This window comes from Rhizobacter sp. P1_G5, assembly GCF_056405435.1.
Genome location: NZ_JBFUCB010000115.1, coordinates 1 through 12887, shown reverse-complemented (window position 1 = coordinate 12887; position 12887 = coordinate 1). Strand labels below are relative to the sequence as shown.

Annotated in this window: 10 protein-coding genes; 1 reads left to right on the top strand and 9 read right to left on the bottom strand. The window is 70.3% G+C overall.

All coding sequences use genetic code 11. The features are described 5' to 3' along the window. Window positions 1–61: 61 nt before the first annotated feature. The 9 genes from AC1D12_RS11025 to AC1D12_RS10985 form a co-directional block, all read right to left on the bottom strand. Window positions 62–1561, bottom strand: coding sequence for a dipeptidase (locus AC1D12_RS11025; RefSeq protein ID WP_477825089.1), 1500 nt, complete (start codon window positions 1559–1561; stop codon window positions 62–64). 306 nt (window positions 1562–1867) lie between these two features. Continuing rightward, window positions 1868–5044, bottom strand: coding sequence for a CusA/CzcA family heavy metal efflux RND transporter (locus AC1D12_RS11020; RefSeq protein ID WP_477840412.1), 3177 nt, complete (start codon window positions 5042–5044; stop codon window positions 1868–1870). A 12-nt stretch (window positions 5045–5056) separates the two neighbouring features. After that, window positions 5057–6334 (bottom strand): efflux RND transporter periplasmic adaptor subunit, encoded by a 1278-nt coding sequence (locus AC1D12_RS11015; RefSeq protein ID WP_477825087.1) that lies wholly within the window; start codon window positions 6332–6334, stop codon window positions 5057–5059. A gap of 8 nt (window positions 6335–6342) precedes the next feature. After that, window positions 6343–7611, bottom strand: a complete 1269-nt coding sequence (locus AC1D12_RS11010) for a TolC family protein (protein ID WP_477825086.1) — start codon at window positions 7609–7611, stop codon at window positions 6343–6345. A gap of 105 nt (window positions 7612–7716) precedes the next feature. Continuing rightward, window positions 7717–8085 (bottom strand): cation efflux protein, CzcI family, encoded by a 369-nt coding sequence (gene czcI, locus AC1D12_RS11005; RefSeq protein ID WP_477840410.1) that lies wholly within the window; start codon window positions 8083–8085, stop codon window positions 7717–7719. A gap of 32 nt (window positions 8086–8117) precedes the next feature. Continuing rightward, window positions 8118–10451, bottom strand: a complete 2334-nt coding sequence (locus AC1D12_RS11000) for a tetratricopeptide repeat protein (RefSeq protein WP_477840408.1) — start codon at window positions 10449–10451, stop codon at window positions 8118–8120. A gap of 3 nt (window positions 10452–10454) precedes the next feature. Further along, a complete protein-coding gene (locus tag AC1D12_RS10995; RefSeq protein ID WP_477826920.1) occupies window positions 10455–10841 on the bottom strand; it encodes a ribonuclease H family protein in 387 nt (128 codons plus the stop codon). Next, window positions 10838–11476, bottom strand: coding sequence for a phosphoribosyltransferase (locus AC1D12_RS10990; RefSeq protein ID WP_477826921.1), 639 nt, complete (start codon window positions 11474–11476; stop codon window positions 10838–10840). Before AC1D12_RS10990 ends, AC1D12_RS10995 begins: the two co-directional genes overlap by 4 nt. Window positions 11477–11513: 37 nt before the next feature. Further along, entirely contained in the window at window positions 11514–12503 is a 990-nt protein-coding gene (locus tag AC1D12_RS10985; protein ID WP_477840406.1) for a glycoside hydrolase family 16 protein, read from the bottom strand. 159 nt (window positions 12504–12662) lie between these two features. On the opposite strand from AC1D12_RS10985, the gene AC1D12_RS10980 reads away from it, so the two are divergent. Beyond that, the coding region (locus tag AC1D12_RS10980) for a LacI family DNA-binding transcriptional regulator (RefSeq protein WP_477840405.1) at window positions 12663–12887 on the top strand (225 nt) is incomplete at its 3' end.

Here is a 12887-nt window from a genome sequence, read left to right as displayed (position 1 = left end):
GCGAATGGCAGGTTGTGGCCGGACTGAGCCCTTCGCGGCGATGGTGGCCGCCAGGCTCTGACTACGTTGCCCCGCCGGACGACGCGACCTGCGATGGCACGGCACCGTCACCGAGGCTCGCGCGGAACACGCGAGCGTAGTTGCCACCAAGGATGCGCTGCACGTCGCCTGCGTTGAACCCATGCTGCAACAGGGCGTCGGCCAGAGCCGGCAGGTCGCGGTACGAGGCGAACGTCGACGGCCCGACCAGGCCGTTCATGTCGCTGCCGAGAGCGACATGCTCGACGCCGACGACGTCCGCCATCCGCGCGATGCCGACAGCCAGGGCTGCCAGGGTGGGGAAGATCGAGGCCGGTGGCCAGATGCCAATCACGCCGCCGGTGCCCGCGATGGCGCGCGCGTGATCCGGCGCGATCAGGCGGCTGTGCGGCCTCGACGCTGCGGCCAGCGATGTGTGCGACAGCACGAGCGGCTTGTCTGTGACGGACGCGGCCTGGCGGACGAGGTCATGCGTGCCGTGTGCGACGTCGACCACGATGCCGAGCCGGTTGCAGCGCCGTATCACTTCGGCGCCGGTTTGCGTCAGGCCGCCGTGCACCGGGGGCTCGGTCTGGATGTCCCCGAGCTCGTTGACGCGGTAGTGCGTGAGCTGGAGGTGACGCAGCGCCCAGCGCTCGCAGGCGTCGTCGACGCGGTCGGCGTGGCCCTCGAGGAAGTCGCCGCCTTCGGCCGTGACGATGATGGAGGGGGCTGCGCTGCGAGCTTCGTCCAGGTCGCGCGCGCTCCGCACGATGCGCAAGCCCTGCGCGCGCGCGAGTTCGTGCACGCGCCGGAACGACGCTTCACCGTAGGCCTGCAGCTCGCCGGGCTGCGGGTCACGGAAAGGCCGGATGCGTTTCTCGGCGGTGACGCGGTGCGTCGGCGAGTCGGAGACGATGGCCAGGCACAGCACGGCCATGCCGCCGTCGCGCATCGGGTCCGCGACCGGCGCGAAGCGGCCACCGTGCTCGACGCGGTCGAGGCCGAGGATGTGGCCGGCGTGCGAGTGAATGTCGACGCTGACCATGGATTCGAGCAGGCGGCGGCTCTCGTTCGGCGCAGGGTGCGGCGCGGAGGCCGCAGCAGGCGTCGCGAGCAGGTGGGCCGGCGTGCTGCTGCAGGCCTGCTGCGTGGCTGCCGCGGCCCACGCCAACGTGCGCAGCGCATTGCGCCGGGTGAAGCGGACATCCGGCGCGCGCTGCCGACAGAGCACGCGGGCGTCGTGGAGCTGGAACTTCCAGCCGGACGGATCGTCCTCCGGCAGCGCGCGCAGGCGGCCGGCGAGGCGGACGCTCTCGCCGGTGATCGCGATCGGCGCTGCCGCGAACACCTCGATGCGCGACCTCGTGTCGCTCGGCAGGGAACCAACGCAGCATGCAGCCTCCGGAAGCAGGGCGAAATAGGACGCCGCCGTCGCGGGTTCGAATGGCGCAATCCAGCCATCGATCTGGATGTCTTCGTCAAGGCGCGCGCCAGAGGGCAATCGCTTGAGCGTCGCGAAGTCTGTGCCTTCGAATGTCATGGGGTTGGCGTCGTGGAGGGCGGGGCGACTGACCGCGCGGGGTCTGTCAAGGGTCGCATGAACAAGCGGTATCCTCAACCCCTTTACTCCAAAGGATCGAGATGGCACTGTCAAAGAAGAAGCGCGTAGGCAAGAGAACCATTTCTGCCAAGCAAGTCAGAAAGACGGCAAGCGGCAGAAAGCGCCGCAAGTCCGACGGCACCCAGCCCCCGAAGGCGACGACGCCAACTTCGACGCCTGCGGCGTCCTGATTGCGCTCGGACCAGCAGATCGCGCCAAGCCGCTTCGGCTTGGCCGCTCGCTCGGTCAAGCGCTGCCAGCACGCCCCACCCGATCGCGGTCCGCCACAGCCCCCTCCTCCTCATCCCGCCGGTGCGCCAGCCGGTACAGCACCGGCAGCACCAGCAGCGTCAGCGCCGTCGACGACAGGATCCCGCCGATCACCACCGTGGCCAGCGGCCGTTGCACCTCGGCGCCGGTGCCGGTCGCGAGCGCCATCGGCACGAAGCCGAGCGAGGCCACCAGCGCCGTCATCAGCACCGGGCGCAGGCGCGTCAGCGCCCCTTCGTGGATGGCTGAATCCAGCGGCTGGCCGCGATCGCGCAGGTTGCGGATGAACGACAGCATCACCAGGCCGTTCAGCACCGCGACGCCCGACAGCGCGATGAAGCCGACCGCCGCGGAGATCGACAGCGGAATGCCGCGCATCCACAGCGCGAGGATCCCGCCGGTCAGCGCGAACGGAATGCCGGTGAACACCAGCAGGCCGTCCTTGAGGTTGCCGAACATCGCGAACAGCAGCGTGAACACCAGCAGCAGCGAGACCGGCACCACCACCTGCAGCCGCTTCGTCGCGGACTGCAGGTTCTCGAACTGGCCGCCCCAGGTCATCCAGTAGCCGCTCGGCAGCGTCACCTGCTGCCGGATCGCCTGCCCGGCCTGCGCGACGAAACTGCCGAGGTCGCGCCCGCGCACGTTGGCGCTGACCACGATCCGCCGCTTGCCGTCTTCGCGACTGACCTGGTTCGGGCCCGGCGCCAGCGACAGCGTGGCCACCTCGCTCAGCGGGATGAAGCGCTGCGCGTTGCCGGCCCCTTTCGGCAGCGCGATCGCCAGGCGGCGGATCGCGTCCTGGTCGGAGCGCAGGTGCTCCGGCAGGCGCACCAGGATGTCGAAGCGCCGATCGCCCTCGAACAAGGTGCCGGCCTCGTGCCCGCCGATCGCGGTGGCCAGCGTGTCCTGCACGTCCTGCACGTTCAGGCCATGGCGCGCCGTCTTCTCGCGATCGATCTGCACGGTGAGCATCGGCAAGCCAGTGGTCTGCTCGACGTTCACTTCCGCGGCACCGGGGATGCCTTGCAGCACACCGGCGATCCGCGCCGCGGTGGCATCGAGCACCGCCATGTCGTCGCCGAACACCTTGACGGCCACGTCCGCCCGCACCCCCGAGATCAGCTCGTTGAAGCGCAGCTGGATCGGCTGCGAGAACTCGTGGTTCTGCCCCGGCATCCCGGCCACTTCGGCCTTCACCGCCGCGACCAGTTCGTCGCGCGTCCTGCGCGGTTGCGGCCAGTCGCCCATCGGCTTGAGCATCACGTAGCTGTCGGAGATGTTGGGCGGCATCGGGTCGGCGGCGATCTCGGCCGTGCCGGTGCGGGCGAACACCCGCTCGATCTCCGGGAACTTCGCCTTCAACGTGGTTTCCAGCTGCTGCTGCATCGCGACCGACTGCGACAGGCTGGTGCCCGGGATGCGCAGCGCCTGGATCGCGAAATCGCCCTCGTCGAGGCTGGGCACGAACTCGCTGCCCAGCCGGGTCGCGAGCAGGCCCGACAGCAGCACCGCCACGCCGGCGCAGGTCAGCACCAGCGGCTTGGCGGCCATCGCCCGCCGCAGCAGCGGCTCGTACGCACGCCGCGCCCAGCCCATCAGCCGGTTCTCCTTCTCGGCCACCCGCTCGCCGATGAAGAGGGCCACCGCCGCCGGCACGAACGTGACCGACAGGAGCATCGCGCCGGCCAGCGCGATCACGACGGTGAACGCCATCGGGTGGAACATCTTTCCCTCGACGCCGGCCAGCGCGAAGATCGGCAGGTAGACGACCATGATGATCAGCTGCCCGAACAGCAGCGGCCGCCGCGCCTCCTGCGACGCGAGGAACACCTCGTGGAAGCGCTCGGCGCGGGTCAGCGGCCGGCCGTGGTGCGCCTGCGCATGGGCCAGGCGCCGCACGCAGTTCTCGACGATGACGACCGCGCCGTCGATGATGATCCCGAAGTCCAGCGCCCCGAGGCTCATCAGGTTGGCGCTGACCTTCTGCTGCACCATGCCCGTGAAGGTGAACAGCATCGCCAGCGGGATCACCATCGCCGTCAGCAGCGCCGCGCGGATGTTGCCGAGGAACAGGAACAGGACCGTGATCACCAGCACCGCGCCTTCCAGCAGGTTCCGCTTGACGGTGGCGATCGCCTTGTCGATCAGCACCGTGCGGTCGTAGACCGTGGTCGCGTGCACGCCGGCCGGCAGGCTGCGGTTGATCTCGGCCATGCGCTGCCCCACCGCCTGCGCGACGGTGCGGCTGTTCTCGCCGATCAGCATGAAGACGGTGCCGAGCACCACCTCGCGGCCGTTGTCGGTGGCGGCGCCGGTGCGCAGCTCGCGCCCGATCTCGACGCTCGCCACGTCGCGGATGCGCACCGGCACGCCCGCCTCGTTGCGCAGCACCACGTTGCGGATGTCGTCCATCGAGCGCAACTGGCCGGGCGCGCGGATCAGGTACTGCTCGCCGCGCCGCTCGATGTAGCCGGCGCCGACGTTGGCGTTGTTGCGCTCCAGCGCACCGACCACGTCGGCCAGCGTCAGCCCGTGGGCCAGCAGCTGGCCCGGATCCGGTGCGACCTGGTATGCCTTCGCGAACCCGCCGATCGAGTTGATCTCGGTCACGCCCGGCACGGTGCGCAGCTGCGGCTTGATGATCCAGTCCTGGATCTCGCGCAGGTCGGCCGGCGTGTACGGCTGGCCGTCCGGCTTGCGCGCACCGTCCTGCGCCTCGACCGTCCACTGGTAGATCTCGCCGAGGCCGGTGGAGATCGGACCGATCGCCGGTGTCACCCCGGCGGGCAGCTGGTCACGCGCGGCCTGGATGCGCTCGTTGACGAGTTGCCGCGCGAAGTAGAGGTCGGTGCCGTCGTTGAAGATCACGGTCACCTGCGACAGGCCGTAGCGCGACAGCGAGCGCGTCTGCTGCAGGCCGGGCAGGCCGGCCATCGCCGTCTCGATCGGGAAGGTGACGCGCTGCTCGGCTTCGAGCGGCGAGTAGCCGGGCGCGCCGGTGTTGATCTGCACCTGCACGTTGGTGATGTCGGGCACGGCGTCGATCGGCAGCTTCTGGTAGCTGAAGATGCCCAGCGCCGCCATGCCGAGGACGGCCAGCAGCACCAGCCATCGGTGCTCGATGGCGAAGCGGATGATGCGTTCGAACATGGATCGTCCTCGTCAGTGCGCGTGGGTGGCCGACGCCTTGCCGGCCTCGGACTTGAGGACGAAGCTGCCGGTGCCGGCGTGGCGCGTACCCGGCTGCAATCCCTTCGTGATCTCGACGCGCGTGCCGTCGCTGCGGCCGGTCTGCACCGGTTGTGCGACGAAGCCCGCGGCGGTCTGCACGAACACCACGGACCCTGTCGCCGCCCCAGTCCCTCGCGTCTCCAGCGTCTGGATCGCGTCCACCGACACGGTGACGGGCAGCGTCGCCTCGCTCGCCGTCATCTCGGCGTTCACGAACAGCCCGGGCCGCCACAGCGAACCCGGGTTGTCCACCACCACGCGCGCCTGTGCGGTGCGGGTTTGCTCGCCGAGCAGCGGGCCGACCCAGGCGATGCGGCCGTTCGCGACCTGGTCGAATGCGGACGCGCGGATCGCGACCTTGCTGCCCACGCGCACCTGGGGGAGCGCGTTGGCCGGCACGTCGATGCGGGCCCAGACGGTGCGCAGGTCGGACAGGGTGAAGACCTGCGCGTCTTCCTTCACCTGCTCGCCGAGTGCGATGTGCTTCTCGACGACCGTGCCGTCGAACGGGGCACGCAGCTCGAAGCGGTTCAAGGGGCCCGTGCCATTGCCGGTGCTGCCGGCGCCGACGGCCTGCAGTTTCTGGCGGGCGTTGTCGACGGCGATCTCGGCCTCGCGCAATGCGTTCGCGGCCTGCAGCACATCCTGCTGCGGCGAGATCTTCTCTTCCCACAGCGTCTTCTCGCGCTCGTAGGTCGAGCGGGCGAGCTGGTGGCGGGCCTGTGCAGCTTGCAGCGCGGCGCGCTGCTCGGACACCGTCGGGCTGCTGATCACGGCCAGCACCTGGCCACGGCGCACCTGCTGGCCGAGTGCCACCGGCACCGCCTCGACCACGCCGGCGACCCGGGGGACGACGTGGGCCGTGCGGTCTTCGTTGAAGCGGATCTCGCCCGGCAGTTGCAGCACGGTGCGGATGAGGCCCGGACCGGCGGCGTCCACGCGGATGCCTGCGGCCTTCAGCTGTTCGGGCGAGAGGGCGATCACGCCCTCGCCGGCTTCCTCGCGGCGCTTGTCGTCGGCGTGCTCCCCGGCTTCTTCGTGTCCATGCTCATGGGCGTGTTCCTCTTCGGAGGCCGGCGTCGTGCGGTGCGTGCCCAGGATGGCGACCGCACCCACGCTGCCGAGCGCGAGCACCGCGGCGATGGCCGCCAGTTGCTTGCGGCCCACGCTGGCGCGCAGGCGCTCGAGCCAGTTCGTCTTGCTGTTCATCGTCGATCTCACGGTTGGTGGCCCGCGTGCGGGCGATCGTTGGGGGTGCCGAGGCGGCGCTCGAGTTCGGCAGCGGCGCGGTGAACCTGGGCCAGCGCACTGAAGTACTGGGTCCGCGCCTGCAGCAAGGTGCGCTGGGCGTCCAGCACGTCGAGGAAGCTGAATTTGCCGAGCTCGAAGCCGCGGCTGGTGGCGTCGTGGACGCTTTGCGCGGCGGGCAGCACCTCCTGCTTCAAGGCGTGCGCTTCGCTGGAGCGGGCCTGCAGCTGGTCGAGGGTCTGCAGCACCTCGGCGCGCAGCCGCTGCTCCTCGGCCTCGGCGAGCGCCTGGGCGGCATCGCGCTTGCGCAGTGCCTCGAGCTGCGCGCCGGTGTTCGAGTCGAACAGCGGCAGCGGGATCGACAGGCTGATCATCGGCTGATTCCGGCCGCTCTCCGCGGCGCGCCTGGCCCCCAGGCTCACGGTCAGGTCGGGAATGCGGCGCGCGCGCTCCAGCTCGTAGGCGGCCTGGGCACGCAGCACTTCACCCTGTGCCCGGCGCAGCACCGGGGACTGCGCGACACGCTCTGCCAGGGCTTGCGCGTCAGGTGGTTGCGGCAAGGATTCCGGGCGGCCATCGAGTGGCGACGGCGTGCTGTCGGCAGCACCCATCGCCCAACCCAGCGCGCGCTGCGCGGCCTGCCGGTCGGCTTGCGCCTGGCGCAGTTCGATCCGTGCCTGGGCCTCGGCGACGCGCGCGCGCGTTTCGTCGGTCGGCGAGACCTTGCCCGCTGTCACGCGGCGTGCCGCCGCGGTGGTGCCGCTGGCGGCCATGTCCAGCGACTGCTCCGCGACCCTCACGCGCTCCTGGGCGATCAGGGCCTCGAAGAACGCCTGGATGGTGCCGGCCCGCACGTCGGCCTGGCGCGACGCGAGTTCTGCCAGCGCCAGCTCACGTGCGCTGCGGGCCAGCCCGATGCGGGCGGATCGCTTGCCACCGAGTTCCAGCGCCTGGCTCAGCAGGACCGTCGTCGTGCGGGTGTCGTGGCGCGTGTCCTCCTGGTCGATGCCGAGGGTCGGGTTGGGCCGTGCGCCGGCCTGGTCGAGCCCGCCATGGCTGGCGTCGACCTCCGCCTCGGCGGCGCGCAGCAGCGGGTTCTGGCGCAACGCGGTCTGCAGCGCGGCTTCCAGGGTCAGGGCAGGTGGGAGGGCAGGGGGTGGGGCCGGCGTCGAGGCCTGGCCGAATGCCAATGGGGTGATCAGTGCCGCGCACAGCAGCGGCACGCAAGTTCTGCGCATCGAATACTCCGAGGGTTGCGAGAGGGCAGCCGGAAGGATTCGACGAGGGCAGCAGCGATCAGGTCAGGGAGAAGGTCGTGCCTGGAAAGGGGTGCGCTCGCCGAATCAGGCGAGGCACCAGTTGGGCCGTTCACGGCGGTCGGGCTCGCGCGTCTGCAGCGGGGGCACGCCGGTGCCCAGTGTCGGCGGGTCGCTCAGGGCTGCTATCGCAAGCCCCTGCACCTGCAGCGGCTTGGCGGTACTCAGCTGGCAGTAGCCGCAGTCGCTGTCACCGAAGACCTTGGCGGCCTTTGCCGCGTCCGGGTCGACCGCCTTGGCCTGGTGGGCACCCTGGGCACCTTGGTGCTCGTGTTCATGGTGGCCCAGGTGACGAACGCTGGGCACCTGTTCATGCTGGCAATACGCTGCAGCCGCCGCCCAGGTGAACTGGAGCGGCAGCATGACGAGCAGCAGAAGGGTCAGCCAGCGGCGCATGGCGGCGGAGTATAGGGGGGCTGAGAGCCCGACTAGCGCGCAGCCCCGCCACTCAAGGTGACGGCGAGCGCGTCCACCGAGGATCGGTCGCCGAACAGCTTCCTGCGCTCGTTCAGCAGGGTGTCGCGGACCGCCTTCCTGCGCGGCGCTTCGGTGCACAGGCGCTCGACGCAGTCCACGTAGCGATCGGCCGACGAGGCGACCCACTCGTCCAGGCCGATCTGCCGCAGGATGGCGCTGGCAAATCTTCCGCGCAGGTGATCGCCTTCCCAGGCGACGATCGGCGTGCCCCGCTCGACCGCCTGCATGGCGGTGTTGAAGCCGGAAAAGCCGACGCTGTCGAGGAACACGTCGGCCCGGTCCAGCCAGCCGAAGAAGGCGGCCTGGCTCTGCCAGGGCACGAATCGCACGCAGTCGTCGAAATTCACCTGCGCGGCTTCGAATGCCGTGCGAAGGCGCTGTTCGAACAAGCGGGCCATCGGCGCGTTGTCCACCCGGAAGAAGACGAGCTTGCACGGCCGGCATTGCTGCGCGATCCGCACCCACAGCGGGTCGTCATGGGGCGCGTACTTGAAGGGCGTGCCCGCGCACAGCAGCAGCCTGTCCTGCGGCGAGATGTTCCATGCCGTCAGGTCCACGGCGACGGGCGCGGTGCCGAACGGCTCGTAGCAGCAGCCCAGGCCCGGCAGGCGGATCAAGGCCTCGGTGTAGTGGGCGTCGGCAGTTTCCGGCTCGAACGCCTGCGCACTGAGGTAGCCGTCGATGGTCGGCAGGCCCGTCGTCAGGGGATGTCCCCAGCTGGCCAGCTGCTGCGGCGCCAGGCGCAGGGCCGCCAGGCGCAAGGTGACGGAGTCCATGCTGATCTCGGGATAGAGCAGCGCATCGAGCTGGCTGTCCGAGATCGCCTTCGCCCAGTTCGTCCACGCGCCCAGGCCGTGGTGGAGCCTGGCCACCCGGCGCGCTGCCCATTCGGTCTCGGTGTCGCGCACGCTTCCGGTGTGGAAGACGTGCAGCTCGAACTGCCCGGGGTCCAGGTGGGCGATCCATCCGCGCACGATGGCGCGCCACACCGAATGGCTGTGCACGTGGGCCGAGACGATGCCGATGCGGCGTTTCGATGCGGACCGCGGTGCCACGGCAGGCACGCCCACCTTGCGGGCCCAGCCGGCCATCAGCGTGGTGCACAGCTTGCCGTAGTCGGCCAGCCGCTCGCGGTGATCGCCGGGAACATAGGCCAGGTAGAACGGCTGCTGCGCGCCGACCGCCAGGTGGCCTTCGGCCTGGGGCCGGGCGCGGAACCAGCTCTTCAGCTTGCCGAGTTCGTGGCCGAAGTTCTCTGCGCCGGCCCGTTGTTCCTCGTCGGTCCGGGGCACGGCCGGCAGCTGGGCCATCGCAAAGCCCCAGCGCGCGCGCACATGGTTCGTGTCCTGGCGGAAGGCGGCCTGGTAGGCCTTGCGCGCCTCTTGCGCATCGCCCGTGCCCATCAACGCATTGCCCAGCCAGTAGTGCGCCTCGGCCTGGGAGGGTGACGCCAACAGCGAGCGCTGCAACGCATCGGCCGCTTCCGACCACCGGCCCTGGTCGATGCGCAGCAGGCCCAGGTTGAACGAGGCTTGTGCCAGTGCGGGGTCGAGCCGCACGGCGCGCTCGAGGAAGGTGGCGGCTTCGTCGGCTTTCCCCTGGTCCTTCAGCAGCGCACCGAGGTTGCAGAGCGCCCCGGTGTGCTCCGGCTGGAGGGCGAGTGCGCGGCGATAGTGGCGCTCGACCTCCTGTTGCTTGTCGCGCTCGCCCAGCAAGAGGGTGCCGATCTGGAAATGGGCTTCCGCATCGGCGAGCTCGGCCGCTGCCGCCGCGGTGAAATGAAGCAGGGCCTCCTTCGGCTTGCGGTTCGCCAGGGCCATCAGGCCGAGCTGCACCCAGGGGGCGCTCCAACCCGGACGCAGTTCAGCGGCGCGTTGAAACGCCGGCCCGGCCTGGGCCGGGCGCTTGCAGGCCAGGCAGGCGAGTCCGGCGGCATGCTGCAGCGTGGCATCGGCCGGCGCCAGCGCGGTCGCCTGTTGCAGCAGCCGAAGGGCTTCCTGGGGATGCCCTTCCTTGAGCGCGATCAGGCCCAGCGCATGCAGCGCGATGGTGCTGCCGGCGTCCAGCGCCAGCGCAGCCTGTGCGGACTGGCGGGCTTCTTCCAGGTATCCGGCTTCGTACAACGCCAGCGGGYCATCGAGAAGGGAAGGCGGGGACGGAGGAGGGGGCGGTGCAGGAGGTGCGGCGGGCACCGTCGACGTGCCGGCGTGGGTCGAGGCGTCGACGGGCTCCGGGGCGGCGGCGTCGGACAGGGTCTTGAGTCTGGAGCGCAGCCAGCGAAGCATGGCTCAGCGCGGATTCGAGGGGCCGAGCGCCATCAGCTTGACCACGTCGCGCGCCAGCGAGGCGCTGAATTCCTCGGGGTAGCCCATGCCTTCGAGCACCGCTTGCAGCTTCGTGCCCAGCTTGGCCTTCTGGTAGATGTTCAGCGGCGTCGAACGGGCCAGGTTCTGTACGGCGAGGCGGATGCGCTGGTCGAGTTGCTCGCGGCGCTTTTCAGCCTGCTTCGAACTGTCGTTGACCTTCTCCGGGGGGAAAGACTTCCGAAGTTCCGCGGCCACCTTCGCCGCGAAGGCATCCACCGCAGTGGTGTCGAAGAATTTTGCGAACATGGGGCCAGTCGGGCGGGGCGTCGTGATCCGGTGGAGTGTGCCATTGAACGCGCCCGGGATCACCGGGCCAGCAGCGCCTGCACCTCCTCGTCGCTGGTCTGCGGGAACACCTCGTACCAGCACCCCACGGCGTGGAACGGCTCGGGCCGGGTGGCGCAGACGATGTCGTCCGCCTCGCCACGCAAGGCCTCGCAGCTGTCGTGCGCGCCGGTGGGCACGGCGATCACCAGCCGTGCCGGCGCCCTCATGCGCAGCGCCCGCGCCGCGGCCCGCATCGTCGCGCCGGTGGCCAGGCCGTCGTCGACCAGCAGCACGGTGCGCCGCGCCACTTCCAGCGGCGGCCGGCCGTTCCGGTAGAGCCGTTCGCGCCGCGCCAGCTCCTGCGTTTCGGCTTGCGTCACCGCGTCGATCTGCGCGGCCGTCAGCGACAGCATGCGCAGCAGGCTGTCGTTCATCACGCGCACGCCGCCGCTCGCGATCGCGCCCATCGCCAGTTCTTCATGCCCGGGCACGCCGAGCTTTCGCACGACGAACACGTCGAGCGGCAGCCCGAGCGCCCGCGCGACCGCATGGCCCACCGGCACGCCGCCGCGCGGCAGCGCGAGCACCAGCGCGTCGGGGCGACCGCGGTAGGCCGACAGGCGCCTCGCGAGCACCTGCCCCGCATCGCGGCGGTCATGGAACAACGGCTCCTGCATCGACGACTCCTTCGTCAGCAGGCACTGTGCCGCTGCTTCACTTCTTCTGCCAGACCTTCACGTAGTCGACCTCCATGCTGACCGGGAAGATCGTGTCGTCGACCGCGCCGCCCATGTCGCCACCGATCGCCAGGTTCAGCAGCAGGTACTGCGGCTTGTCGAACGGCCAGCTTGCGCTGCCCTGGTGCTTGTTGACGTAGGTGTGGAAGGGCTTGTTGTCGACGCCGATCACCAGGCTCTCGGGCGTCCAGGTCAGCTGGTAGTTGTGGAAGGCGCTGCAGGCGTCGGCGATCTGCGTCTCGCCGCCGTCGCCGAAGGTGCCGGCCGTCGAGGTGTTGTGGATCGTGCCTTCGATCGCGGTCGGGTTCTTGCCGACCTGTTCCATGATGTCGATCTCGCCGCCGGCCGGCCAGTCGCCGGTGGTGCCCAGCATCCAGATCGCCGGCCAGGTACCGAGCCCGCACGGCAGCTTGGCGCGGATCTCGAAGAAGCCGTAGGTCCAGCTGGCCTTGCCGTTCGTGATCAGGCGTGCCGAGCTGTAGTCCTGGCCGCCGTAGTCCCCCGCGGTGGTCAGGCGCTCCTTGCGCGCGGTGATCACCAGCTTGCCGTCGCTGATCTTCGAGTTCTCTGCGCGCGCCACCGCGTAGTMCTGCAGTTCGTTGTTGTACCAGCCGGTCGCGTTGGCCTCGGTGTCGTAGACCCACTTGCCGGCGTCAGGCAGCGTGCCGGTGTCGAACTCGTCGGACCAGACGAGGGTGTAGCCGGCGGGGGCGTTGCTCGGCGCTGGAGCCGGGGCGGGGGCGGGGGCGGGAGCGGGAGCGGGTGCCGGTGCCGGTGCCGGTGCCGGCGAAGGCGAAGGCGAAGGCGAAGGCGAAGGCGAAGGCGAAGGCGACGGTGCGGGTGCCGGTGATGGAGCAGGCGCGGGTGATGGTGCCCCGCTGACCGGCGTCGGCGCCGCCGCATCGTCGCTGCCGCCGCAGGCGGCCACCACCAGCACGCCGGCGCACAAGGCTGCCAGGCGGGCCATCGAATGAAGTCGTGTGTTGTTCAGGTTCAAGGAAATTCCCTCCAGCCCGCAGCATGCCTCGTGTGCTGCCCGCCACCCGCAAGCCCGGCGTGACGATCGCTACACGTTGTAGCGGCTCCCGTACCATGTGAACGCCGAAGCCGTGACCTATTAGTAATCATGCCCGTCAAAACCCCTGCGCCCGCCGAGCCTGCACGCCGCGTCACGATGACCGATGTCGCGACGCAGGCCGCCGTGTCGCAGTCGACGGTCTCGCTGGTGCTCAACGGCATGACCGGCACCAAGCTGTCCGACGAGACGCGCGCCCGCGTGCTGCGCGTGGCCGCCGAACTCGGCTACCGGCTGCCCGACCGGCGCGGCACCGCGGCGGCCGCGGCGCGCGGT